The organism is Mesorhizobium sp. AR07 (assembly GCF_024746815.1).
Classification (GTDB): domain Bacteria; phylum Pseudomonadota; class Alphaproteobacteria; order Rhizobiales; family Rhizobiaceae; genus Mesorhizobium.
In genome coordinates this window covers 5,006,553-5,031,452 of record NZ_CP080525.1, presented here as the reverse complement: position 1 = coordinate 5,031,452, position 24,900 = coordinate 5,006,553, and the positions used below count along the sequence as shown (strand labels likewise).

Annotated in this window: 22 protein-coding genes; 11 read left to right on the top strand and 11 right to left on the bottom strand. The window is 63.2% G+C overall.

The window, feature by feature from the left end; all coding sequences use genetic code 11:
- Nucleotides 1-35: 35 nt before the first annotated feature.
- The 3 genes from BPNPMPFG_RS25320 to BPNPMPFG_RS25310 all read right to left on the bottom strand — a co-directional run bounded on the left by BPNPMPFG_RS25320 (nt 36) and on the right by BPNPMPFG_RS25310 (nt 3,369).
- On the bottom strand, nt 36-743 hold the full coding sequence (locus BPNPMPFG_RS25320) for an SDR family NAD(P)-dependent oxidoreductase (RefSeq protein ID WP_258591345.1): 708 nt from the start codon (nt 741-743) through the stop codon (nt 36-38).
- Nucleotides 744-934: 191 nt separating this feature from the next.
- Nucleotides 935-2,524: a 5-guanidino-2-oxopentanoate decarboxylase gene (locus BPNPMPFG_RS25315; RefSeq protein WP_258591344.1), complete on the bottom strand. Its 1,590-nt coding sequence runs from the start codon at nt 2,522-2,524 to the stop codon at nt 935-937.
- Entirely contained in the window at nt 2,521-3,369 is an 849-nt protein-coding gene (locus BPNPMPFG_RS25310; RefSeq protein ID WP_258596919.1) for a dimethylarginine dimethylaminohydrolase family protein, read from the bottom strand. Before BPNPMPFG_RS25310 ends, BPNPMPFG_RS25315 begins: the two co-directional genes overlap by 4 nt.
- A gap of 220 nt (nt 3,370-3,589) precedes the next feature.
- Here BPNPMPFG_RS25310 and BPNPMPFG_RS25305 point away from each other — a divergent pair, with 220 nt between their 5' ends.
- The 7 genes from BPNPMPFG_RS25305 (at nt 3,590) to BPNPMPFG_RS25275 (ending at nt 10,025) form a co-directional block, all read left to right on the top strand.
- Nucleotides 3,590-4,402 (top strand): ABC transporter ATP-binding protein, encoded by an 813-nt coding sequence (locus BPNPMPFG_RS25305; RefSeq protein ID WP_258596917.1) that lies wholly within the window; start codon nt 3,590-3,592, stop codon nt 4,400-4,402.
- A 55-nt stretch (nt 4,403-4,457) separates the two neighbouring features.
- The gene (locus tag BPNPMPFG_RS25300) at nt 4,458-5,255 is read left to right on the top strand and encodes a transporter substrate-binding domain-containing protein (RefSeq protein ID WP_258591343.1); all 798 of its coding nucleotides are present in this window, start codon (nt 4,458-4,460) and stop codon (nt 5,253-5,255) included.
- A gap of 142 nt (nt 5,256-5,397) precedes the next feature.
- Complete coding sequence (locus BPNPMPFG_RS25295) at nt 5,398-6,111, top strand: ABC transporter permease (protein WP_258596916.1); 714 nt, start codon at nt 5,398-5,400, stop codon at nt 6,109-6,111.
- On the top strand, nt 6,111-6,920 hold the full coding sequence (locus BPNPMPFG_RS25290) for an ABC transporter permease (protein ID WP_258591342.1): 810 nt from the start codon (nt 6,111-6,113) through the stop codon (nt 6,918-6,920). Before BPNPMPFG_RS25295 ends, BPNPMPFG_RS25290 begins: the two co-directional genes overlap by 1 nt.
- 145 nt (nt 6,921-7,065) lie before the next feature.
- Nucleotides 7,066-8,067: an Ldh family oxidoreductase gene (locus BPNPMPFG_RS25285; RefSeq protein ID WP_258596914.1), complete on the top strand. Its 1,002-nt coding sequence runs from the start codon at nt 7,066-7,068 to the stop codon at nt 8,065-8,067.
- A 359-nt stretch (nt 8,068-8,426) separates the two neighbouring features.
- On the top strand, nt 8,427-8,879 hold the full coding sequence (locus BPNPMPFG_RS25280) for a DoxX family protein (protein WP_258591341.1): 453 nt from the start codon (nt 8,427-8,429) through the stop codon (nt 8,877-8,879).
- 168 nt (nt 8,880-9,047) lie between these two features.
- Nucleotides 9,048-10,025 carry a complex I NDUFA9 subunit family protein gene (locus BPNPMPFG_RS25275; RefSeq protein ID WP_258591340.1) on the top strand — a complete coding sequence of 326 codons (978 nt, stop codon included), beginning with the start codon at nt 9,048-9,050 and terminating at the stop codon, nt 10,023-10,025.
- A 158-nt stretch (nt 10,026-10,183) separates the two neighbouring features.
- On the opposite strand, the gene BPNPMPFG_RS25270 is transcribed toward BPNPMPFG_RS25275, so the two are convergent.
- On the bottom strand, nt 10,184-11,551 hold the full coding sequence (locus tag BPNPMPFG_RS25270) for a cytochrome P450 (RefSeq protein ID WP_258591339.1): 1,368 nt from the start codon (nt 11,549-11,551) through the stop codon (nt 10,184-10,186).
- A 230-nt stretch (nt 11,552-11,781) separates the two neighbouring features.
- Between BPNPMPFG_RS25270 and BPNPMPFG_RS25265 the strand changes: the two genes are divergently transcribed.
- The 4 genes from BPNPMPFG_RS25265 to BPNPMPFG_RS25250 all read left to right on the top strand — a co-directional run bounded on the left by BPNPMPFG_RS25265 (nt 11,782) and on the right by BPNPMPFG_RS25250 (nt 17,082).
- On the top strand, nt 11,782-12,351 hold the full coding sequence (locus BPNPMPFG_RS25265; protein ID WP_258591338.1) for an NADPH-dependent FMN reductase: 570 nt from the start codon (nt 11,782-11,784) through the stop codon (nt 12,349-12,351).
- A 22-nt stretch (nt 12,352-12,373) separates the two neighbouring features.
- Nucleotides 12,374-13,312, top strand: coding sequence for a tetratricopeptide repeat protein (locus BPNPMPFG_RS25260; protein WP_258591337.1), 939 nt, complete (start codon nt 12,374-12,376; stop codon nt 13,310-13,312).
- A 145-nt stretch (nt 13,313-13,457) separates the two neighbouring features.
- A complete protein-coding gene (gyrB, locus tag BPNPMPFG_RS25255; protein ID WP_258591336.1) occupies nt 13,458-15,929 on the top strand; it encodes a DNA topoisomerase (ATP-hydrolyzing) subunit B in 2,472 nt (823 codons plus the stop codon).
- Nucleotides 15,930-16,164: 235 nt separating this feature from the next.
- Nucleotides 16,165-17,082: a hypothetical protein gene (locus BPNPMPFG_RS25250; RefSeq protein WP_258591335.1), complete on the top strand. Its 918-nt coding sequence runs from the start codon at nt 16,165-16,167 to the stop codon at nt 17,080-17,082.
- Between the two features lie 78 nt (nt 17,083-17,160).
- On the opposite strand, the gene BPNPMPFG_RS25245 is transcribed toward BPNPMPFG_RS25250, so the two are convergent.
- The 7 genes from BPNPMPFG_RS25245 to BPNPMPFG_RS25215 form a co-directional block, all read right to left on the bottom strand.
- Nucleotides 17,161-18,558 carry an NAD(P)(+) transhydrogenase (Re/Si-specific) subunit beta gene (locus tag BPNPMPFG_RS25245; RefSeq protein ID WP_258591334.1) on the bottom strand — a complete coding sequence of 466 codons (1,398 nt, stop codon included), beginning with the start codon at nt 18,556-18,558 and terminating at the stop codon, nt 17,161-17,163.
- Between the two features lie 6 nt (nt 18,559-18,564).
- Nucleotides 18,565-18,990 carry a proton-translocating transhydrogenase family protein gene (locus BPNPMPFG_RS25240; RefSeq protein ID WP_413776805.1) on the bottom strand — a complete coding sequence of 142 codons (426 nt, stop codon included), beginning with the start codon at nt 18,988-18,990 and terminating at the stop codon, nt 18,565-18,567.
- On the bottom strand, nt 18,990-20,267 hold the full coding sequence (locus BPNPMPFG_RS25235; RefSeq protein WP_258591332.1) for a Re/Si-specific NAD(P)(+) transhydrogenase subunit alpha: 1,278 nt from the start codon (nt 20,265-20,267) through the stop codon (nt 18,990-18,992). Before BPNPMPFG_RS25235 ends, BPNPMPFG_RS25240 begins: the two co-directional genes overlap by 1 nt.
- An 85-nt stretch (nt 20,268-20,352) precedes the next feature.
- A complete protein-coding gene (locus BPNPMPFG_RS25230; protein ID WP_258591331.1) occupies nt 20,353-20,577 on the bottom strand; it encodes an aa3-type cytochrome c oxidase subunit IV in 225 nt (74 codons plus the stop codon).
- A 284-nt stretch (nt 20,578-20,861) separates the two neighbouring features.
- Nucleotides 20,862-21,011, bottom strand: a complete 150-nt coding sequence (locus BPNPMPFG_RS25225; protein ID WP_019862764.1) for a DUF3096 domain-containing protein — start codon at nt 21,009-21,011, stop codon at nt 20,862-20,864.
- A 122-nt stretch (nt 21,012-21,133) separates the two neighbouring features.
- Nucleotides 21,134-21,913 (bottom strand): N-acyl amino acid synthase FeeM domain-containing protein, encoded by a 780-nt coding sequence (locus tag BPNPMPFG_RS25220; protein WP_258591330.1) that lies wholly within the window; start codon nt 21,911-21,913, stop codon nt 21,134-21,136.
- Nucleotides 21,914-22,457: 544 nt separating this feature from the next.
- Nucleotides 22,458-24,770: a putative bifunctional diguanylate cyclase/phosphodiesterase gene (locus BPNPMPFG_RS25215; RefSeq protein ID WP_258591329.1), complete on the bottom strand. Its 2,313-nt coding sequence runs from the start codon at nt 24,768-24,770 to the stop codon at nt 22,458-22,460.
- Nucleotides 24,771-24,900: the final 130 nt, after the last annotated feature.

Sequence of the window (24,900 nt, the reverse complement as noted above, 5' to 3'; positions counted from 1 at the left end):
GCTCACGCCTGAAACTGAAGACCTTTACCGATGGCTCAGGCCCGGCCGTAAAGCGGCACCAGCGTGCCGCTCATCGCCTGATTGGCCGGCGAAGCGAGATAGGCGATGGCTTCAGCCGCCGCTTCGAGACTGACCCATTTGCCGAAGTCTGCATCCGGCATGTCGGCGCGGTTTGCCGGCGTGTCGAGCGTCGACGGCGCCACGGCATTGACCAGGATGCCCTTGGCCTTCAGTTCCTCCGCCATCGCCACCGTCATTGCCGCCACCGCCGCCTTGCTGGCGGCGTAGGCGACCATGCCGGCGCCGCGCCGCGGGTCGAGCCCGGCGCGCGCGGTGACATTGACGATGCGGCCCGCGGTGCCCGATGACAGCATCGAGCGCACGGCCGCGCGGCAGCACAGGAAGGCAGTGCGTGCATTGGTGTCCATCATCTCGGCAAAGGACGCGGATTCGATCTTTTCCACCGGCGCCATGGCAAAGCCACCGGCCAAATGGATCGAGCCCCACAGGCCTGGAACCTGGTGGTAAAAGGCCTCTACCTTGGCGGAGTCCGAGAGATCGACATTGTGGACCAGCTTGACGCGGTCATGCTCGGTGAAGGGGAAATGCGTGGGCGTGGCGGCATGGGCATTGGGCACATGACAGATCGCGCCGCCATCCAGCAGTTTGCCGACAACCGCGCCACCGAGCGCCCCGGTCCCACCGGTCACAACGATATGCCTGCCTTCAAGTGTTTCCGTCATCCTGGACAGCTCCTGTCATTTTTTATGATTATGTCGTTTTTTATGCCGCGCCGACGCAAAGCGTCGCGCCTTTTGCACGATCACTCAACTGAAATCTCGACATGGCAGATGTTGCGTCTTTGCATGCGTCGCGCCGCAGCCAGCCGTGATTCATGACTGCCGAGACAGGAAGCAGGTTGCGCCGCCACACCTCAGTCGACTGTGATTTCGATGACGCGCGGCAGTCCGGTTGCCCGCGCGCGTTTCAGCGCGTCCGCCAGCGCGTCGATATCGGCAAGCCGTTCGGCGCCTATGCCATAGGCTTCGGCCAGCTTACAGAAATCCGGCGGCGCCGGCGACACGCCGACCGGCTCGACACCGACATCGAGCATCGAGGTTTCGATCTCGCGGTAGCCACGATTGTTCCAGACGACGAAAATGACCGGCGCCTGGGCGTCGAGCGCCGCGCCCAGTTCAGGCAGCGTGAACTGGAAACCGCCATCGCCGGTCAGGCAAACCACCGGCGCACCAGGCACAGCAAGGGCGGCGCCGATCGCCGCCGGTGGGCCGTAGCCGAGTGCGCCAAAACCGGTGGCGGCATTGAACCAGCCGCCGGGGCGGTCATGGTCGTAGTAGAGGTTGGCGGCATAGATCGGCTGCGTCGAATCGCCGACGATGAGCGCACCCGGCAGCGCGTCGCGGATCATCTCGACGGCGCGCACCTGCGCCTGCAGCGTCGGACTGAGCTCGGCAAAAGCCGCTTTCCGTGTCGCGGCGGCGCGCGATGGGCCGCTTTCGCTTGGCCTGACATGGCTGATTTCCAGGAGCAGCGCTTCGAGCGCCTCGGCGCAATCGGCTTGAATCGAAACCGTCGCTGGGCGGCGGGCAAGCTGATCCGCGCCTATATCGATGCGGATCAGGTTGGCGGGCAGGACGAAACCGCCATCGCTGTAGCCGTCATAGTCGGTCGGGCCGAATTCGGTGCCGGCGGCAATGACCAGATCCGCCTCGGCCATCAGCGCCCGCACAGCCTTCAGGCTGGGACTGGCCGGCACGCAAAGCGGATGGGCATGCAGGAGGCCGCGCGCATTGGCGGTCTGGACGACCGGCGCTCCCAGTCGTTCGGCCAGACGCCGCAATGGCGCCTCGGCGCGCTTGGCGCCGCCGCCGGCAAGAATGAGCGGACGGCGCGCCGCGGCGATGAGTTTGGCCGCGCCGGCAATTGCCGCGCTATCCGGCGCGGGCGGCGCGGCATTGCTCAGCATGGCAACGATGCCATCTGCCGGCTTGACCATGACGTCGGTCGGGATTTCGATATGCACCGGACCGGGCCGGGCCGATGAAAACAAGGCGAAGGCCTGCGCCAGCGCGCCGGGCAATTCACCGGCCTCGGTGACCCGCTGCGAAAACAGCGCCACCTTCTCCATCATGCCGCGCTGGTCGGGCAGTTCATGCAGATAGCCCAGGCCCTTGCCCAGCGTCGGCATGGCGTTGACGCCTGAGATCACCAGCATCGGCACCGAATCGGCGCGCGCCTGTCCCATGGCGGTGATGGTGTTGGTGAGCCCCGGTCCGGTGATGACGAAGGCGACGCCCGGCCTGCCGCTGGCGCGCGCATAACCGTCGGCCATGAAGCCGGCGCCCTGTTCGTGGCGCGGCGTGACATGGCGAATCCTGGAGCGCGCCAGCCCGCGGTAGAGCTCGACCGTATGCACGCCGGGAATGCCGAAGACCGTGTCGACGCCATGGGCCTCGAGCAGTGAAATGAGCGCCTCGCCGACCGTCGTCCCAATGGTGGTCATTGGCGCAGCACCGGCCGCGTCAGGCAGGTCGGACCACCCTCGCAAGCGATGCAGAGCGCATCCGCCTCGAAGGTGGAAACCACGCAGCCCGCCGCCTGCATGGCAGAAGCGGTCTTGGGAAAACCGGCGACGGCGATGACCTGGCGCGGCGCGGTCGGCAGCACGTTGAGGCTCAGCCCGTTGGAGGCGAAGAACTCGTCGGCATCGCCCTCGACCAGCGTGATGCCGCGCGCGCGCAGCAATTGGTAGAAGGCGGCCGGCAGCAAGGGCGCGTAGACCAGCGCCAGATCGTCGGCCAGCGGGCTGATAACCGACATCAGATGCAGGCAGGCTTCCTCACCGTGCCACAACGGCAGATCGAAGCCAAAGACCGAAACGCCCTTGGGCGACAGCAGGTTTGAAAGCTGCTGGATGCCGTCCTGATTGGTGCGCACGCCACGGCCGACGGCCAGCGTGTTCGCGTCGACCCAGACGCAATCGCCGCCTTCCACCTGGCCCGGATCATCGATGCGGCCGAGAATGGGAATGCCCATGCTGATGTAGGCGGCCTCGTGCAGACCGGGCTCGGCCCGGCGCAGCGCCTTGCCCATGGCAAGAATGATCGCGCCGTGGTCGGTCATCAGCGACGGATCATGGGTGAAGACGGAATCGGCCAGCCCGTCATCGGCGTCCGTCAGCCATTCGATCTCGGCGCCCGCGGCCTCGACCATCCCCGCCAACTGCTGGTGCTGGGCCGCGGCTTTGCGTGGATCGAAGCCTGGACCGTAATGCCATTCGGAGGCCTTGGCATGACGCATGGCGCTGGCGGCGGACCGCATAAGCACGCGTTGCAGCGGTCCGGCCATGGACTGCGACCCGTATGATTTGCCCACTCAATTCTCCCGAAACGTCCGTTGCCGCCACTAACCACTACAGCAAGCTGTGATCAATAGTCCAAAAACCATGGTTGACGGAGGCAAGCGGAACGGTCCATCTTGAGAATGGGAACTCTGTCCAGTGACGGGTAATGAGTAAAAACTTCCAGCAGCGACGGGCTCGACCGCTCCACGGAGCGTCGAAGGGATGATGGCGCAAGGCGCCGCACCCGCACTGAAACACACGGCGCAGGACGGCGCCGCCGAAGCCATCCATGTCGAGAACCTGCACAAGAGGTTCGGTGAGCTGCATGTGCTGAAAGGCGTCTCGCTGTCGGCGCGCGACGGCGAGGTCATCGCCATCATCGGCGGCTCAGGCTCGGGCAAATCGACATTGCTGCGCTGCATCAACTGCCTGGAAAACCCGACCAGCGGCATCATCCGCGTCAATGGCGAGGAGATCAAACTGAAGGCCGACAGCCATGGCCACACGGTTCCGGCCGACCGCAAGCAGATCGAGCGCATCCGCTCCAAGCTCGGCATGGTGTTCCAGAACTTCAACCTATGGAGCCACATGACGCTGATCGAGAATGTCATCGAGGTTCCCGTCCATGTGCTTGGCGTCAAGCGCGATGTGGCGATCGGCGAGGCCGAAAAGCTGCTCGCCCGCGTCGGCCTGGCCGAAAAGCGCGACGTCTATCCGGCCTATCTGTCGGGCGGCCAGCAGCAGCGCGCCGCGATCGCCCGGGCGCTGGCCATCAATCCTCGTGTCATGCTGTTCGACGAGCCGACCTCGGCGCTCGATCCCGAGCTGGTCGGCGAAGTGCTGAAGGTGATTGGCGACCTGGCGCGCGAAGGCCGCACCATGGTGCTGGTCACCCACGAGATGAAGTTCGCCCGCGAGGTCGCGACGCATGTCGTCTATCTCTACAATGGATTGGTCGAGGAAGAAGGACCGCCGGAGCAGATCTTCGGCGCGCCCAGATCCGAAAGGCTCAAGCAGTTCATCCGCAACATTGGCTAGGACAGGCCGAGACGGAAGAAAACCGGGAACCAACAACAAACTGGGAGTCGTGAAAATGAAGACTGTTCTGAAGACATTCGCCGCAGCGTTGCTGCTGGGCGTTGCCGCCATGGGCGTGGCCAAGGCCGATCCGGTCAAGATCGGCGTCGCCGCGGAGCCCTATCCGCCCTTCACCTCGCCGGATGCCTCGGGCAAGTGGGTCGGCTGGGAGATCGATTTCATCGACGCCGTCTGCGCCGAGGAGAAACTCGACTGCGTCATCACGCCGGTTGCCTGGGACGGCATCATCCCGGCGCTGACGACCAAGAAGATCGACCTCATCGCCAGCTCGATGTCGATCACCGATGAGCGCAAGAAGACGATCGACTTCTCGGACAAGTACTACAACACGCCGACGGCGATCATCGGACCAAAGGACCAGAAATTCGGCCCCGCGCCCGCCGACCTCAAGGGCAAGGTCATCGGCGTTCAGGTGTCGACCGTGCACGCCGTCTACGCCAAGAAGCACTTCGGCGCCACGGCTTCCGAGATCAAGGAATACCAGACCCAGGACGAAGCCAACAACGATCTTGCCGCCGGCCGCCTCGACGCGGTGCAGGCCGATTCCATCGCGCTTGGCGAATTCCTCAAGTCGGATCAGGGCAAGGCTTGCTGCGATCTGAAGGGCATGGTGGCTCCAGACGATGAAGTGCTCGGACCGGGCGTCGGCGCCGGCGTGCGCAAGGAGGACACCGACCTGAAGAACAAGATCAACGCCGGCATCAAGGCTATCCGCGCCAACGGCAAGTATGACGAAATCTCGAAGAAATACTTCGATTTCGATATTTACGGCGGCTCGACACAGTCGAACTGACATCGTCCATGCATGAGCAAAAACCGCACGGCATCTCGCCGTGCGGTTTCGTCAAAGCCGCTGACGACACTTGACAGCGGCTGACGCCAGCAATTCGGGGGCGACGCTGATCGACGCATTCCTTTCGGCCTCGGCGGCCGGCATCATCGAACTTCTCTCGCCCAACCCGCCGGGCTGGGGCGGAACTCTTTTGGTCGGGCTGCTCCATTCGATCGAGATCGCGGTGGGCGCCACGTGCCTCGGTCTCCTGATCGGCACCGGCGGCGCCTACGGCAAGCTCTATGGCGGGCCGGTGGTGCGCGACCTGCTGGCGGTTTACACCACCGTCGTGCGCGCCGTGCCGGAACTGGTGCTGATCCTGCTGCTCTATTATGCCGGAACCGACCTGATCAACCAGGCGCTGACGGCAATGGGTTATCAGCGCGTCGACATCAGCGGGCTTGCCGCCGGTATCGCCGTGCTCGGCTTTGTCCAGGGCGCCTATTCGACCGAGGTGATCCGCGGCGCGATCCTGGCCATTCCGCAGGGCCAGATCGAAGCCGCGCGCGCCTATGGAATGTCTCCCGGACTGCTCCTGCGGCGCATCACCTTGCCGGCAATGCTGCCCTTCGCCATACCGGGCCTCGCCAATCTCTGGCTGATCGCCACCAAGGACACCGCATTGCTGGCGGTCGTCGGCTTTTATGAACTGGCGCTGGCAACGCGGCAGGCCGCGGGCGTCACCAAAGCTTATTTCACCTTCTTTTTCGCCGCCGGCGTGCTCTATCTGCTGCTGTCGCTGTTTTCCAATCTCGTCATCGGCCGTGTCGAGGCCTGGTCCCGGCGCGGCATGCCTTCGCTCAAGGAGGCGCGCTGATGGCCAACGAGGCAGCCATCATCAACATCGTCGCGCGGACGTCGCTGTGGCTGCAGCCGCACCGCATCGTGCTGATCCTGATCGCGCTGGGCCTGGCGCTGAGCGCCGTCTTTTTCATGCGCTGGGACTGGCTGCCGCAATATTATGAAATGGGATTGATCGGCATCTGGCGCTCGCTGTGGATCCTGGCCGTCACCTGTGTGCTGGGCTTCCTGCTCGCCGTGCCGCTCGGGCTGGCGCAGGCGACCGGCTCCTTCTGGTTCGCCGCGCCCGCCAAGGTCATTTGCACGGTGATTCGGGGCACGCCGTTGCTGATTCAGCTGTGGCTGCTCTATTACGGACTCGGCTCGCTGTTTCCGCAATATCCCTGGATCCGCGAATCCTGGATGTGGCCATATCTGCGACAAGCCTGGCCTTATGGCGTGCTGGCGCTGACCTTGTCTTTCGCCGGTTATGAGGGCGAGGTGATGCGCGGCGCCTTTGCCGGCGTCCCCAAGGGCCAACTGGAGGCCGCCCGCGCCTTCGGCATGAGCCGCTGGAAGGCATTTCGCCGCATCTGGCTGCCGCAAGCCATCTACCGGGCGCTGCCGACGCTGACCGGCGAAACCGTGCTGCAGCTGAAGTCGACGCCGCTGGTGGCGACGATCAGCGTCATCGACATCTTCGCCGTTTCGTCCAAGGTGCGGCAGGACACCTACCTCACCTACGAACCCCTGCTGCTGCTGGCGCTGATCTACATGACGATCACCGGTATTCTGGTCTTCGCCTTCAGCAGGATCGAGGCGCGGATCCCCAACAAGATCGGTTAGGGGAGTAGGGGAGTAGGGGAGTAGGGGAGTAGGGGAGTAGGGGAGTAGGCAGCCACTATTCACATTCACATTTCAATCCCCATTCGCTATTCACTGCCCACTGTCCCCTACTCCCGTACTCCCCTACTCCCTTAGGACTTCCATGATGCAACTCAGTCTCGAACAGGCAAAAGGACTGTGCCGGATGGCGGCACTCGGCGCCGGCGCCAACGAGGAAGCGGCGCAATCGCTCACCGCCTCGATCATATCAGCCGAAGCGGAAGGGCTCTCGACCGTCGGACTGTCGCATTTCATCGACTATCTCGAGGCGCTGGAAGCCGGACGCATCGATGGCAATGCCGATCCGGTGATCACCCGGCCGGCGCTGGCCGTCTTTCTTTCCGACGCGCGCGGCGGTCTGGCGCATACCGGCTTCGACCGCACCATCGACGATCTCGCCAAGGCGGCAAAGCTGTTCGGCGTCGCCATTTTCTCGCAGAAGAACGCCTATACATGCGGCGCGCTCGGCTATTTCACCGGAAGGCTGGCAGCGCAGGGGCTGGTGTCGTTCGCCGCCACCAACGGCCCGGCCGTGCTTGCCGGCTCGGGCTCGGTCAAGCCGGTCTACTGCACCAACCCGATGTCGTTTGCAGCACCCGCCGCCGACGGCGCGCCGCTGGTCATCGACCAGTCGTCGAGCGCTACCGCCTTCGTCAACATCCGCAAGGCTGCCGAGGACGGCAAGACAATCCCCGAAGGCTGGGCGCTGGATGCCAGCGGCAACCCGACCACCGATCCGGCCGCCGCCATGAAAGGCGCCATGCTTGCCTTTGGCGGCCAGCGCGGCGCCAACATCGCGCTGATGGTCGAAGTACTGGCAGCGGGCCTGTCGGGCGCCAACTGGTCGCTCGACGCGCCATGGTTCACCGGCGGACCGGACAGTCCCGGAACCGGGCTGTTCGTGCTTGCCGTCGAGCCCAAGCTGCTCGATCCCGACTTCGAGCAGCGCATGAAGGACCAGCTCGACCGGCTGCGGCGGCGCTTCGGCGTGCACGTGCCCGGGCGTGCCCGCGCCGAAGCCGCCGAGAAGGCGCAAGCGCGGGGCATCACCGCGTCAAAGGCTGTGGTGCAGCGCATTTCCGAATTCGCCGCCCGCTATTCCGCTTGAAGACATCTGCTCAAGCTGGGTCGAGCGGCTGTGCGCCAACGGATTTTTCCGCGCCTTCGCTGAACCTTCCGGTGCGTTCCAGCGACCAATGCTTGTCCGGGTCGGGCTTGCCCGGTCGGTGTCTTCTGTCGGATGCGTCAAGGGCTGAGGTCTCACGCCATGCCGATACCGTCTCAGGTCGGCCGCCTCGTTGGACCCTGATTTCGACCGAGCTCACCCGGAAAACCCCGCTTCGGCGGGGTTTTCTGCGTTTCGACCGCATTTGATAAAACCTGATTATGATAGTTAACTTTTGTTAACTTGACTTGACGGAAACCATCGGGCGTTTGCAAAGGACGATCACAAAAACAGGAGCTACGATGTCCGTAACCACCGACGCTTCCCGCGGCAAGCTGATCATTCCGGCGCTTGGCCGCCTGTATTCGTCGCTGCATGACGCCGCCGAAACCGTGCTGCGCGCGGTGGCCGGCATCTTTCTAACCGTCCACGGCTCGCAAAAAATCACCAATCCTTTCGGCGCCGCCGAAATGGTCGAGGGCCTCGGTTTCTATCCCGGCGCCTTGTGGTCGTTGCTGCTCGCCTGCACCGAATTCTTCGGCGGCATTTTCATCGCCATCGGCCTTTTGACGCGGCCGGCCGCCTTTGCCGGCCTGTTCGTGCTGTTGGTCACGGTCTGGTTCCACTGGATCACCATGGGCCAAGGCTTTTCGGGTGCCGAGAAGTCGCTTCTGTGGGCCGCGATCCTGCTCTTCTTCGTCATTCGTGGCGGCAACCGCCACTCGGTCGACGCTCGCATCGGCAAGGCGTTTTGACAAGGTTTTGTCCTGACGCAATTCCCAAGGGAAAGCGCTATGCGCTTTTCCCGGAATTGCTCTGAAAACAAGGGGGACAGCGACGACGCGTCACCCTTTGCCTTTGGCGCAAAACGGACTATGAAACGGCTTCAGCCAAGCCATCTGGAACGTGCGCCGGAGCCCGCCATGACCGAAATCCTGCAGACCCCAAAGCTCGTCGTCGTCTTTGGCGGGTCAGGCTTTGTCGGCCGCCACGTCGTGCGCGCGCTGGCCAAGCGCGGCTATCGCATCCGGGTCGCCTGCCGGCGGCCCGATCTTGCCGGCCATCTGCAGCCGCTCGGCAATGTCGGCCAGATCCAGCCGGTGCAGGCCAATGTGCGTATGCGATGGTCGGTCGACCGTGCCGTGCAGGGTGCTGACCATGTCGTCAATCTGGTCGCCATCCTGCATGAGACCGGCCGGCAGAAATTCCCCAGCGTGCACGAGTTCGGCGCGCGCGCCGTTGCCGAGGCGGCGCGCGCCGTCGGCGCCGGCCTCACCCATATTTCGGCGCTTGGCGCCGATCGGGAGTCCGAATCGGACTATGCACGCACCAAGGCGCTTGGTGAAAAGGCCGTCCTGGAGACGATCAAGGACGCCGTGATCTTCCGGCCATCGGTCAATTTCGGGCCCGAGGACGCCTTCTTCAACCGCTTCGCCAACATGGCGCGCTATTCGCCGGTGCTGCCGCTGATCGGTGGCGGCCAGACCAAGTTCCAGCCGGTCTATGTCGGCGACGTCGCCGAAGCGGTGGCGCGCTCGGTCGACGGCAAGGTCGGTGGCGGCCAGATCTACGAGCTTGGCGGCCCCAAGGTGCTCACCTTCAAGGAGTGCATGGAAGAACTGCTTGAGGTGATCGAGCGCAAGCGCCTACTGGTGCCGGTGCCGTGGTGGGTGGCCAACATCCAGGCCTCGATCCTCGGCCTGCTGCCCAATCCGCTGCTGACCAAGGACCAGGTGATGCAGCTGCGCGAACACAACATCGTTTCCGACGCGGCGGCCAAGGCCAACCGGACATTGGCGGGGCTCGGCATCCAGCCGCAATCGATCGCGACGATCCTGCCCAGCTACCTCTGGCGCTTCCGCGCCGCCGGCCAGTTCCAGCAGCGCAAGCCCGCAGCCTGAATCAGTACAACCACCCCAAGGCGTGTCGAGATTCAGGTCAGGCCGAGTCGAGAACGGTGGGGTCCGAGAACCGGAGCGGAGCGTACTTGAAGTACGTGAGCACTGGAAGCGCAGCAGGCTATCGTTCGCAGGCCGGCATCACCTGAATATCGATGCGCCTAACGCGGCGTGACCTGCATCGGCAACCCGCCTTGCGGCTGCGTGGTCAGCTTCTGCACCGGCCATGGCTTGGTCTCGTCCGTGGTATCGAAGCGGAAGCGCGACAAAAGGATGGCCAGCGCGATGATCGCTTCCTGCATGGCGAAGCTGGCGCCGATGCAGACGCGTGGTCCCGCGCCAAACGGCAGATACTGGAAACGATCGATCTTTTCGCGATTTCCCGGATGGAAACGCTCCGGCAGGAAGGCGTCGGGCTGGTCCCACAGCTTCCTGTGGCGATGCACGACCCACGGCATCACCAGAACCGCGGCGTACTTCGGGATATAGAGATCCTTCCACATCTCCGGTTCGATCGGCTCGCGGTTGATCGACGGCGCCGGCGGGTAGAGCCTGAGTGCCTCGTCGAAAGCCGCCCGCGTGAACGGCATGGCATCGAGCCATTTCGTCGGATCGGGTTCGCGCGCCAGCACCTGGTCGATCTCCCGCTCGACCCTGTCGCGCTCCCATGGCGATTCCGCGAGACAGTAAAGCGTCCAGCCGAGCGCGCGCGCCGTGGTCTCGTGGCCGGCGCCGATGAAGGTGATGATGTTGTCCTCGACCTCGGCCCGTGTCAGCCCCTCAGGCCCCTCGGCCTTGAGCAGCAGCGTCAGGAAATCCTGCGGCACGGCATCGGGGTCGCGCTTGAACTTCGCTTCGCGCATCTTGACGGTGTCGGTGACGATCTTGCGGAAATAGGCCATGGTCTTGCGGCCACGGATGCGGGTCAGCCGCGGCAGCCAGTCGGGTGCGCGCAACAGGTCGAGCGGATCGACGCGGCCCATGGTCTCGAACAGGCGGTCGATTTCATTGGCGAAACTGCCCGGCTCGCCCGATATCTCGCCGGAGAACAGCGTTTCGGCCAGGATGTCGTAGGTAAGAAGCGTCATGTCGTGGGCGATGTCCGACGTGCCGCCATCCTCGTAGCGGGTGACGAATTCTTGCGTACGCTTCAGCATCGGCTGGGCGAAGCCGAAGATGTGGCGCGGCGTGAACACCGGCGCCATCGCCTTGCGCGACCGCTTCCAGACCTCGCCCTCGGCGGTCAGCAAGCCGTCGCGCAGGATCGGCCGCAGGATCTTCTGGCGTACCGTCGCCATCTTGTAGTTCTTGGCATTGTCGACCAGCACATGGCGGATAAGGCCGGGATCGTTGGCGACGATCAGATGCCCACCGACGCCACTCGCCGAAATCCAGGGCTCGTTGTAGGTATGCTCACCCCACAGTTCGAGCGGATTGCGGTAGACAATGCGGATCATCTCCAGCGTCGAGGGAGGCGTCGTGCGCGGCTTCGGCGCCGGGGGAACGAAAGGGGCGGGCTGGATATCCATCTTGTGCTCCGCTGATCCCTCAATGTAGTGGCTGGCAATCCGGGCGTCCATGTGACCGAACGGCAGCGTGACCGGACGGCAGGCCGGGACCGCGACGGCCGGGGGACGCAGCGGCAGACAGTCTGTTCAGCCGATTGTGACCGCTCCCCTGGAGGTGCCGCCTTGTCCGCAGCCGTGCTCTGCCGTAGGTCACAGTCACCAGCAGATACCGCCAATCGAAGGAGCCCGCCTTGACGCACCAGTTGAACATCATCATCGGCAGCACGCGGCCGGGTCGCGCCGGGCCGGTTTTCGCCGAATGGCTGGAGAGGTTCGCACGCGAGCATGGAAAATTCAAACCGGTGCTGACCGACATCGCCGCGTTCGATCTGCCGGTGCTGGACGAACCGCATCATCCCAGGCTGGGCAACTATCAGAATGCCCACACCAGGGCCTGGTCGAAGGCGATCGACGTCGCCGACGCCTTTGTGTTCGTGGCGCCGGAATACAATTATTTCGCCGCTCCGGCGATCGTCAACGCGATCGACTATCTCTTGCGCGAGTGGAAGTACAAACCCGCCGCCATCCTCAGCTATGGCGGCGTCTCCGGCGGCCTGCGGGCAGCGCAAGCGCTCAAGCCACTGCTGACTTCGGTGGGTGTCATGCCGATCCCAGAAGGTGTCGCGCTGCCAATGTATCAGAAACTGCTCGACGAGAAGGGTGCTTTCACCGCCAGCGAACAGGTGACAGGCGGAGCCAGGGCCATGCTGGACGAGCTGTTGCGCCGGAGCGAGGCGTTGAAGCCGATGCGGGCGGCCTGAAAGAGCCGGCTTTCGGCAGCAGTTGGCCGATGCGGAGCCGGACCACGCCGACCTGCTCAATGATCTGACAATCACCTATGACGAAATCGGCGAACTTGCCCATACCGCCGGCCAGTTGGACAGCGCCGAGACGGCCTTCGAAGAAAGCCTGAGGATTCGGCTGGCGCTGGCCGACAACAAGCCCGATGACGCGCGGCGCCAACGCGCTGTCTCAGTCAGCCAAACCAGGATCGGTAATCTGCTGCGGGAGCGCGGCGATGCCGCCGGCGCCTTCACCGCCTACAACAAGAGCCAGGCGATCGTCGAAGAGTTGGTGCGCCGCGACCCCAACGATACCGAGATCGAGCGAGACCTGTCGGTTGGTTACGCCAAGATCGGCAATGCGCTGAGCGACCAGGAGGACTGGCCGGAGGCACTTGCTTCCTACCGGCAAGCGCTGGACATAGCGCGTGAACTTGCCGCGAGTGACCCTGGCAACACCGACTGGCAGCGGGATATGTCGGTCTGTCTGGAAAAGGTTGCCGGCGTGCTGGATGTCCAGGGCGATGTCAGCGGCGCACTCGGGATCTATCAGGACAGTCTTGCCATTGCCGACCGGTTGGCCAACCTCGATCAAGGCAATTCCGATTGGCAACGCGACCTGTCGGTCACCCTATCGGAAATCGGCAGGCTGGAGACCAAACAACGCCACTTCGAGGGTTCCAGGAACGCCTTCGAAGCCAGCCTTGCCATACGCCAGCAATTGGCCGAGTCAGATCCGAACAACGCGATTTGGCAATTTGATCTGGTACAGGCCTACATCAACTATGCCTATGTAGCGAAGGATCCGAAGGCAGCACTGACGAAGGCACTGGACCTGACGCCGAAGCTCGACCGGACGGAGCGGCTAGCGCCCAGGGACAGACCCACGATCAAATATCTGCGCGACCTTCTCGCCAAATTCAACGGCCGAAAAAAATAGCCGGCTGCCGGCTCGGGGTTTGCCCCTGAAATGCCCGCAAACCTTGGAAAAACCGCCTTTAGCGCCTATATCTAATCCACATCAGAGGCGCGATTCGGGGCCGATTTTTCCCGCCGTGCAAGCGGCATCCAGACAACAGGTTTTCATGAGCGACCAGATCGACAACAACAACGGCGCTGAAGCCGAATACGGCGCCGATTCCATCAAGGTTTTGAAGGGGTTGGACGCTGTCCGCAAACGCCCCGGCATGTATATCGGCGACACCGACGACGGTTCAGGCCTGCACCACATGGTCTATGAGGTGGTCGATAACGCCATCGACGAGGCTTTGGCCGGCCACGCCGACCTCGTCAGCGTGACGCTCAACCCCGATGGTTCGGTGACGGTGATCGACAATGGCCGTGGCATTCCAACCGATATCCACACCGGCGAAGGCATTTCCGCAGCCGAAGTTATCATGACGCAGCTGCATGCCGGCGGCAAGTTCGACCAGAACTCCTACAAGGTGTCGGGCGGCCTGCATGGCGTCGGCGTCTCGGTGGTCAACGCGCTTTCGGCCTGGCTGAAGCTGAAAATCCGCCGCAACGGCCAGATCTTCGAAATGAGCTTCACGCATGGCAATGCGGATGCGCCCTTGAAGGCCACCGGCAGCTATGAGCAGAACAAGGTTGCCGGCACCTATGAAGGGCGCAGCGGCAGCGAGATCACCTTCTTTCCGTCATCCGAAACCTTCACCATGGTCGAGTTCGACTTCGGCACGCTGGAGCACCGGCTACGCGAGCTCGCCTTCCTGAATTCCGGCGTGCGCATCGTTTTGACCGATGCCCGCCATGCCGACATCGTGCGCCACGAGCTGCACTATGACGGCGGTCTCGAGGAATTCGTCAAATATCTCGACCGGGTCAAGAAACCGCTGATCGACAAGCCGATCGCCATCAAGGCCGAGCGCGACGGCATCACCGTCGAAGTGGCGATGTGGTGGAACGACAGCTACCACGAGAACGTGCTGGCCTTCACCAACAACATCCCGCAGCGCGATGGCGGCACCCATCTGGCCGGTTTCCGCGGCGCGCTGACCCGTCAGATCACCGGCTATGGCGAGTCCTCGGGCCTGACCAAGAAGGAAAAGGTTGGCCTGATCGGCGACGATTGCCGCGAGGGCCTGACGGCGGTGCTGTCGGTCAAGGTTCCCGATCCGAAATTCTCCTCGCAGACCAAGGACAAACTGGTCTCGTCGGAAGTCCGCCCGGTGGTTGAAGGGCTGGTCAACGAAGCGCTCGGCACCTGGCTGGAAGAGCACCCGACCGAGGGCAAGGTGGTCATCGAGAAGGTGATCCAGGCAGCGGCCGCCCGCGAGGCGGCACGCAAGGCGCGCGACATTACCCGCAAGAGCTCGCTCGGCATCACTTCGCTGCCCGGCAAGCTGGCCGACTGCCAGGAACGCGACCCGGCGAAATCCGAAATCTTCATCGTCGAAGGTGACTCGGCCGGCGGCTCGGCCAAGGGTGGCCGTTCGCGCCAGAACCAGGCGATCCTGCCCCTGCGCGGCAAGATCCTCAATGTCGAGCGGGCACGCTTCGACCGCATGCTCGGCTCCGAAATGATCGGCACGCTGATCACCGCGCTCGGCACGTCGATCGGCAAGGACGAGTTCAACGCCGACAAGCTGCGTTATCACAAGATCATCCTGATGACCGACGCCGACGTCGACGGCGCCCACATCCGCACCTTGCTGCTCACCTTCTTCTTCCGCCAAATGCCGGAACTGATCGAGCGCGGCCATCTCTACATCGCGCAGCCGCCGCTTTACAAAGTGACGCGCGGCAAGAGTTCGCAATACATCAAGGATGAAAGCGCGTTCGAGGAATTCCTGATCGGCTCGGGGCTGGACGAGGCGTCGCTTTCGCTCGGCTCGGGCGAGGTTCGGACCGGACAGGATCTGCGCAGCGCCATCGACGATGCGCTGGCAGTGCGCCAGCTCATCAACGGGCTGCACACGCGCTACAACAGAGGTGTGGTCGAGCAGGCGGCTATCGCCGGTGGCCTCAACCCCGACGTTTTCGACGACCTCGGCCGCGCCGATGCCATGGCCGAGCGTGTCGCCAAGCGCCTCGACATCATCGCCGAGGACACCGAGCGCGGCTGGACTGGCCGCAGATCGACCTCGAACGAGGGCACCGGTGGCTATGTGTTCGAACGCACGGTGCGCAGCGTCAAGGAATTCGCGCATCTCGATCTCGGGCTGATCAATTCAGCCGATGCGCGCCAGCTCGACCGCTATGCGCCGCGCCTCACCGAGGTCTATGGCGAGCCGCCAGTGCTGCGCCGCAAGGACGTGTCCGAAACCATCTCGGGGCCGCTGGCGCTGCTCAACGCGGTCTTCGCCACTGGCCGCAAGGGCCTGACCATGCAGCGCTACAAGGGTCTCGGCGAGATGAACGCCGAGCAGCTCTGGGAAACGACGCTCGACCCGAATGTGCGCTCGCTGCTGCAGGTCAAGGTCAATGACGCCACCGACGCGGACAGTCTCTTCTCGCGGCTGATGGGCGACGAGGTCGAGCCCCGGCGCGAGTTCATCCAGGACAACGCGCTGTCAGTGGCCAACCTGGATATATGATCTGGATATATGATCTCTGGCGTTGGCGCGCCACGGCGCGCCAATTGTTCCGTCCGTGGCAGACAAAATCATTTTATAGCCCGCCGGAACGGAAGTTCCTTCGAGACATTGTGACGATATCGATCACAATTTCTCACAGGAGGCCTTCATGGGACGTGGTATTTTGCTCTGGTTGCTCGGTATTCCGATTCCAATCATCATTCTGATCATGCTGTTCGTACGGTAGGGGGAATTCATGCAGTCTACCCTATCGGCTGTCGACGTTTCCGCTTCCACGGAATCCTCCAGTCCGGCCGTCAGCTGGGGACCGATCATTGCCGGTGCCTTCGCGGCCTCGACGTTGACCTTCATCCTCATGCTGCTCGGCTCAGGACTTGGACTGACCATGGTTTCACCATGGTCGGGCTCCGGCGCATCGTTCACCACCTTTGCGGTGTCCACCGCGATCTGGCTGATCATCGTGCAATGGTTGTCCTCCGGTGTCGGCGGTTATCTGGCGGGGCGCCTGCGCACCAAATGGGTCGGCATCCACACCGACGAGGTCTACTTCCGTGACACCGCCCACGGGTTCCTCGCCTGGGCACTGGCCACCTTGCTCGTCGTCGGCGTGCTTGGCTCGGCCCTTTCCGCAGCACTTGGTTCGGGCGTGCAGGCGGTCTCGACTGTCGCTTCCGGCGCTGCCATGGGTGCATCGGCAGGTGCTTCCGCCAATGCGGGCGGCGCTTCGACCGACAATGCGACCTCCTATCTCGTCGATTCGCTGTTTCGTCCTGCCGATCCGAGCAAGCTCGCGGCGGCTGGTCCGGAGGGTAATGCTACCGCGGTTGGACAGGCTTCGCGCATCCTGATCGCCAGTGCCGCGGCGGGCGAGATTTCGGCTGACGACAAGACCTACCTGTCGCAGCTAGTCGCCGCCCGCACCGGCCTGTCCGAGGCCGACGCCAAGGCTCGTGTCGACGCCCTGGTCGCCAAGGTCGAGGATGCCAAGGTCAAGGCGAAACAGGCCACCGACACCGCCAGGAAGGGCAGTGCGACCTTTGCATTGCTCGGTGCTCTGTCGCTTGTCATCGGCGCCTTCATCGCCAGTGCGGCAGCCGCGCTTGGTGGCAGGCAGCGCGATGAAGAGGAAGCGCTTTTCATCACCAGCCGCTGAACCGGCTTCGCTCGTTCACAAGCAAGAAAGCCCGGCCGCGAGGCCGGGCTTTCTGTTTGGTGTCGCGGGGTGACCGGATCAGTGATCCATGGCCTTGACGATCTCTTCCGTCATCTTCTTGGCGTCGCCGAGCAGCATCATGGTGCCGTCCTTGTAGAACAGCGTGTTGTCGATGCCGGCATAGCCGGAGCCGAGCGAGCGCTTGACGAACAGGCAGGTGCGGGCCTTGTCGACGTCGAGGATCGGCATGCCGTAGATTGGCGACGACTTGTCGTCGCGGGCCGACGGGTTGGTGACGTCGTTGGCGCCGATGACATAGGCGACGTCGGCCTGCGCGAATTCCGAGTTGATGTCCTCGAGTTCGAACACTTCGTCGTAAGGCACATTGGCTTCGGCGAGCAGCACGTTCATATGGCCCGGCATGCGGCCGGCGACCGGATGGATGGCGTATTTCACGTCGACGCCGTTGGCCTTGAGCTTGTCGGCCATTTCGCGCAGCGCATGCTGCGCCTGGGCGACCGCCATGCCGTAACCGGGCACGATGATGACCTTCTGCGCATTCATCATCAGATAGGCGGCATCGTCGGCCGAGCCCTGCTTGACCGTGCGCTCGATGCCGTCGTCCGCCGCTACCGCCGTCTCGCCGCCGAAGCCGCCGAGAATGACCGAGATGAAGCTTCGGTTCATGCCCTTGCACATGATGTAGGACAGGATCGCACCGGACGAGCCGACCAGCGCGCCGGTGATGATCAGCGCCAGATTGCCGAGCGTGAAGCCGAGTGCGGCCGCCGCCCAGCCGGAATAGGAGTTGAGCATCGAGACGACGACCGGCATGTCGGCGCCGCCGATCGGGATGATGAGGAGCACGCCGAGCACCAGCGAGGCGGCGACGATCAGCCAGAACACGAGTTTCGACTCGGTGGTGACCAGGAGCACGATCAGCACGACGAGCGCGATGGCCAGAGCTGCGTTGATGAGGTGACGGCCTCCGATCATGATCGGCTTGCCGGACATGCGGCCGTCGAGCTTCAAAAAGGCGATGACCGAGCCGGTGAAGGTGATGGCGCCGATGGCGACGCCAAGGCTCATCTCGATCAGGGCCTGGGCATGAATGTCGCCGTCCGTGCCGATGCCAAAGCTCTCCGGCGCGTAGATGGCCGCGGCCGCCACCATGACGGCGGCGAGGCCGACCAGCGAATGGAAGGCGGCGACCAGCTGCGGCATCGAGGTCATGGCGATGCGGCGCGCGGTGACGGCGCCAACGCCGCCGCCAATGGCGAGGCCGAGCACGATCAAGCCGAAGCGGCCGGCGGAAGGGGTTGCCAGCGCCAGCGTAGTGGCGATGGCGATGCCCATGCCGATCATGCCGTAGAGGTTGCCCTGCCGACTGGTGGTCGGATGCGACAGGCCACGCAGCGCCATGATGAACAGGACGCCGGAGACGAGGTAGAGGAAGGACGCGAAGTTGGCGTTCATGGCGCTCTACCTGTCCTTCTTCTTGTACATGGCCAGCATGCGCTGGGTGACGAGGAAGCCGCCGAAGATGTTGACCGAGACCAGCATCAGCGCGACGAAGCCGAAACCGGCGGCAATGCCGGAGGCAGCGATACCGACAGCAAGCAGCGCGCCGACGACGATGACCGAGGAGATGGCGTTGGTGACGGCCATCAGCGGCGTGTGCAGCGCCGGCGTCACCGACCAGACGACATAGTAGCCGACGAAGATCGCCAGCACGAAGATGGCGAAGCGGAAGACGAAGGGATCGATGGCGCCGCCGGACAGGGCGTGCGCGGCATCACCCGCCGCCTCGGCGCCACCGGGCGCGGTCGCCATGTTGTGCACCGCCAGCCGTACCGCGGCGGAGGCCTGATCGAGCTGGTCGAGGGCTTTCTGCAAGGTCTGATCCATCACGCAACGCCTTTCGACTTGGGTGCGGCCGGTTTCCTGGGCGCGGCTTTCTTCGCCGCAGGTTTGTCCGAAGCGTCGGCGACCATGGTCGTGGCCGGGATCGCGGCCGGCTCGACATACTGGCCCTTTGGCGGCTGCTGGTCGGCCCCAGCGAAGGCCGGATGCACAATCTTGCCGCCGTCGGTCAGCATCGTCGCCTTGACCAGGTCGTCGTCGCGGTTGATGGCCAGCGTCTTCGTCGTCTTGTCGACCAGCGTCTCGAGGAAGGCGAACAGGTTCCTGGCATAAAGCAGCGACGCGGACGCCGCGATGCGGCCGGGCACATTGAGGTGGCCGACAATCTTGACGTTGTTGGCCGTGGTGACAACCTTGCCGGCCTCGGCACCCTCGACATTGCCGCCGCGCTCGACCGCAAGGTCGACGAGCACCGAACCCGGCTTCATCGAGGCGACCATGGCCGCCGACACCAGCCTCGGCGCCGGCCGGCCGGGGATCAGCGCCGTGGTGATGACGATGTCCTGCTTGGCGATGTGCTCGGCGGTGAGTGCCGCCTGCTTGGCCTGATATTCCCTGGACATTTCCTTGGCGTAGCCGCCTGCCGTCTCGGCCGCCTTGAACTCCTCGTCCTCGACCGCCAGGAACTTTGCGCCGAGCGAGGCGACCTGTTCCTTGGCGGCGGGGCGAACGTCGGTGGCGGTGACGACCGCACCCAAGCGACGCGCCGTGGCTATGGCCTGCAGACCGGCAACGCCGACGCCCATGATGAAGACTTTCGCCGCCGGCACCGTGCCCGCCGCCGTCATCATCATCGGCAGCGCCCGGTCATATTCCGAAGCGCCGTCGATCACCGCCTGGTAGCCGGCGAGATTGGCCTGCGAGGACAGAACGTCCATCGATTGGGCGCGGGTGATGCGCGGCATGAATTCCATCGAGAAGGCGGTGACGCCGGCCTTGGCAAGGGCCGCGACGGCGGCATCATTGCCATAGGGATCCATGATGGCGATGACCGCCGCGCCCGGCTTGTAGCTCTTCAGCTCGGCATCACTTGGCCGGCGCACCTTCAGCACGACATCGGCCTTGGCGACAGCATCAGCCTTGCCGATCGTGGCGCCGGCCTTGGAAAATTCCTCGTCGGGGATGCGCGAGCGCGTGCCGGCACCGGTCTCGACCACAATGTCGAAGCCAAGCCCGGCCAGCCGTTTCACCGTATCGGGCGAGGCCGCCACGCGCGGTTCGTTCACATCGAGTTCACGAGGGATGAAAACCGTCTGTCCCACCGCATGATCCTTTCGGCCGGAAACTGTTTCCCGCAAGGCGCCGGCCGGCCTCGCGGCGGCGCCGTGGACAAGGTGTCGGAAAAATCTATCGGAGGATAAAGGCGCCGACGGCCAGAATCAGAACGAACAGGATGGTCGCCGAAAAGAAGCCGCCCGCGAAGAAGCCGAAAGCCATCGCCAGAAGGAGGGCGCCGCAGAAGAGCGATCCGTATTTGGCCAGCATGAGAAAGCCCGCATAGGTGCGGTCATGCTCGGGATAGTCCATCTTCGCGCCCAGTTCGACAGGACCGGTCGGCGTGTGATCAGCCATAGCAATACCCCTTCGAAGACATCTTTCAGGCACATAGCGAAAAGCTGGGCCGAGAGCAATGGCGCTATTGCCGCATTGCAGCCGACAACTGCCTCAAAGGAAAGTTGAAGCCGGCCGCTCGGCCTGGAGCCCGACCACGCCCGGAACCGGCAACCGTGCCAGCGGCTTTGATGCCGGATTGCGCCTTGACCCTTGTGCCCGGCTCCGGCCATCTCATGTGGGAAGACGCCCCGGAAGCGATCGCCGCCGCGGCCCAGCGTTTCTCCTCGGCTGACAGGACGCCGTCAACCGGCCAGATGCGGGAAAAGCCCGAGCAGTCCGACGACGATCAGATAGAGCGCGACGATGTAGTTCAGCAGCCGAGGCATGATGAGGATCAGCACGCCGGCGATCAGCGAGATGAGCGGCGTGAGCGCGAGCTGCGAGATGTGCATGTCGGGTTCCTTCAAATACTCGTGGCCGATGCCGGGGCGCGCACGCCCTGGCATCATCCAGAACGCCGAAGCGGCCGAAAGGCTCCACGTCATCCGGCAAAAATCGCGCGATGCTTGCCGTATCAGGCGGCTTCGCGAAAATACTTTGCCGTCGGCAGGATGGTCAGCGGCGCGAGCTCGCCGACATGCGGCGTATCGAACAGCATGCGCTGCTCCATCGGCGTCGAACGAAAGAACGGGAACCGTGAGAGCGACCGCTCGCGGATGGCGTTGACGTCGGCGCGGTAGAGCACAACCTTGTTGAACACGCCCGGATAGGGGCGCGCCTCGCTGATCTTCTCCGAATAGTAGATGCGCTTGTAAAAGCCGGCGTGGTCTTCGCGAATGGTCGACAGGCAGTAGGGCGCGTTGAAATGGAAGCACGCCATGCCGGCCAGCCGCAGCGTCAGATAAGGGATCTGCGGATAGACGCGCGACCATTCGGGATCGGAAGCAAACCGGCTGGGGCAGATGAAGCTCAGCCCTTGATGAAGCATCGGCGTGACAATGTCGCCGAAGGCCTTGGTGGAAGGCGACATCGGCGTCGCCTTGGTGACGTGATGGATGCGCAGCGTGCTGATGAGTTCCTGGTCAATATAGACCCCGAAACGGTAGACATTCGGTGTCTCGTCGAGCTCGTCGTGAATGGTGTGGTTTTCGTTGTCGGGCACCATGTCGTTGGAGCGATATGACTTGTAACGCAGGCGGTAGATATCCTCGAGATCTTCGCCCTTGTCGCAGCGGCGATACTCCGTCCGCTCAAGCATCGCCGAGACATTGCGGGCGAAGCTGGACATGTTGTCGGCGGCTTCCTTGCTGTCCTCGCCCGTCACTGGGCGAAGCGAACTCAACTGCACAATCATGAACTCATTCCCCGTACATTGCCGCCGCGATACGACACTACGGCAGGGTCATGGGATGTAAAGATGAAAATGGGAAGGAGCTCGTTTACCAGTCGTTAAGGTTAACAATCGCTAAGATATTACTAAAATACGATCGTTTTCTTCGCTTTTTTGTATCGCATGGAGAAAAAGCCGACTCTCGGACCTAACGGGAGGCGACGGCGATTCTGGCATGGCGCCGCAGCGAGCGATAAAACCTCGGATTGTATCTTCAGACCTGGGGCCTGTTCCATCCTGGTGGAACAGGCTTGGGCTCATCTTGTTGTCAGAGCGTGATCCTTTCCGAAAAACCGGGTTCCACTTTTCGGGATCATGCTCTTGTTGTTTGGGCATGATCTTTTCCGAAAACCGGATTCCACTTTTCGGGATCATGCTCTTGTTGTTTGGGCATGATCTTTTCCGAAAACCGGATTCCACTTTTCGGGATCATGCTCTCATTGCTTGAGCATGATCTTTCCGAAAACCGAGTTCCACTTTTCGCGATCATGCTCCAATGCGCCGCAAATCAGCGGCGTACCGCCTTCCTGGCAGTCCTGATGTCCTTGGCGAAGGGCCATACCGTGCTCGACATGGTCTCGATGCCGGAGGCGCTGAGTGCCGAACCGAACAGGAACCCCTGGACCAGGTCGGGCTTGACCTGAAGCGCCAGGATCTTGAGCTGCTCGAAGGTCTCGACGCCTTCGACGGTTACCGAAAGCCCCAACGGCCGTGACAGATTGACAATGCCCTTGAGCAGTTCGAGCGAACGGTTGTTCTGGGTGACGTCCATCAGGAACGAACGGTCGATCTTGATCTTGTCGAGCGGCAGCTTGTGCAGGTAGCTCAGGCTCGAATAGCCGGTGCCGAAATCGTCGAGCGCAATGCGCACGCCAAGCTGCTTCAGCTCCTCGATGTACTGGCGCGTCAGCGACTTGTCGTCGAGCAGCGCCGTTTCGGTGACTTCGATCTCCAGCCGGCCAGCGGCGAGGCCGGTGCTGGCCAACGCATCGCGAACCTTCTGGATGACGTCGCGGTTGCGGAAATCCTTGGCGGAGAGATTGACCGAGACGCTGGTCTGCTCCGGCCATTTGGCGCATTCGGCGCAGGCCGCCTGCAGCACGAAGGTGCTGATCTCGGAAATGATGCCCATCTCCTCGGCCAGTGGAATGAAGATGCCAGGCGAGATCGGCCCGAGATCGGGATGGTCCCACCGGCACAGCGCCTCGCAACTGGCGATGCGCATGGTGCTCATCGCCACGATCGGCTGATAGACCACCCGCAAACCCTTGCTCTCCACGGCGCTGCGCAGATCAGCCTTCATCAGCTGACGGTTGCGGAAAGCGGCATCCATCGAGGCCTCGAACAGCCGCCAGCTGTTCTTGCCGAGTTCCTTGGCCTTGTAGAGCGCCAGGTCAGCCTTGACGATCATGGCGTCGACATCGGTATCCTTGACCCGCGACAGCACCGTGCCGCCGCTGGCCTGGATGCGCAGCCCGTGACCGGCGACGTCGACTTCCCCCTGCAGGCCGGCGAAAATCTCGTCAAGCTGGCTGGTCAGATGGCTCTGATCCTCGACGCGGTCGAAGAAGATCATGAATTCGTCGCCGCCGAAACGGCTGACCGTGATGCCTTGCCTGGCAATGGCGGCAAGCCGCTCGGCGACGGCGTAGATCAACCCGTCGCCGATCGGATGGCCAAGCGTGTCGTTGACGCTCTTGAAATCGTCGAGGTCGAGCACCGCCAGCCCGCAGAGACGGTCGCGGTCGCCGGACGCCATCGCCTCGCCCACCAGTTCGTGGAAATAGGCGCGGTTGGGCAGGCCGGTGAGGTTGTCGTAGCGTGCCATGAAGCGGATCTTGTCTTCCGCCTCGACACGGGCCGTGACGTCCTCGAAGGTGATGACGCCCAGCTCCTGGCTGCCTTCGCGAGCCGAGAATTCATAATGCTGGCCGTTGGCCAGGGAAACCAGCACCTTGCGGTCGCGGCCCTCGCGCAGGGCGCGCGTCAGCTGGGCCTCGATATAGCGGCAATCCTTCGGCGCCAGCATGCCGCCGGCGACGCCGCGCATCAAAAGACCGTGGATCGACCGCCCGAGCAGCGCGTCCGGCGACCTGAGCGACATCAGATGCGCGGCCTCGGCATTGGCCACCGCCACCCGGCCGTCCGGGCCGAGCATGACAAGGCCATGCGACATGGTGTTGAGCGCCCGGTTAAAGCGCTGGGCAATGCGGTTCGCCTTCTTCTCCTCCGACACCGCCGCGAAAAGCACATCGCGCACGGTGTTGGCGAATTTTCGAATGGCAAACAGGAATGGCGCCGACAGCAGGCCGAGGAGAACGTGATAGATGTCGCCGCGCAGCAGGAAACCCAGCGAGATCGGCCAGGTCAAGGCAAGGGTCAGGATGGTGACCATGCGCGGCGAGCCGTAATTTCGGCCAGCAATGGAGGTTGCCGTCGCCAGCGTCAGGCAGACGGAGGCGATCTCGGCGAAACTGTCGCGCGCGAAATAGATTCCGAGCAGGCAGAAGGCACCAAGCGTCAAGCCGTGCAGGGAGCCATAGAGAATGTAGTCATTCTCGCGCCTGTGCGCTTCTTCCCAGGTCGTGGGCGAAGGCATGTTGTTGTATTTTCGAAAGTTTCTCATGCGGAAGATACCGACGAGAACCATCGCGATGGCGACGAGCAAATAAAGCGGATCGCCGTTCTTCCACCAGACAAGACCAATCAGGAAAGTCTGCGCGAGAATGCCGATCGAAAGCGTCATCCCGTCGCGAAACAGGGTTTCCACGAACGGAATGTAGACGTCGACCGGGATTTCGTTCTTTTTTCTCAGATTCAACGCCTGAATCCCAACCCTGGGGACCCAAGCAGTGCCACATCCGCCTTAAGAAACATTTAGAAAGACCGTCGCGCCCTCGCCGTCAAGCTGGGTGACGCAGCGGAAAGCGGTGAAACTGTCGTTCAGGTAA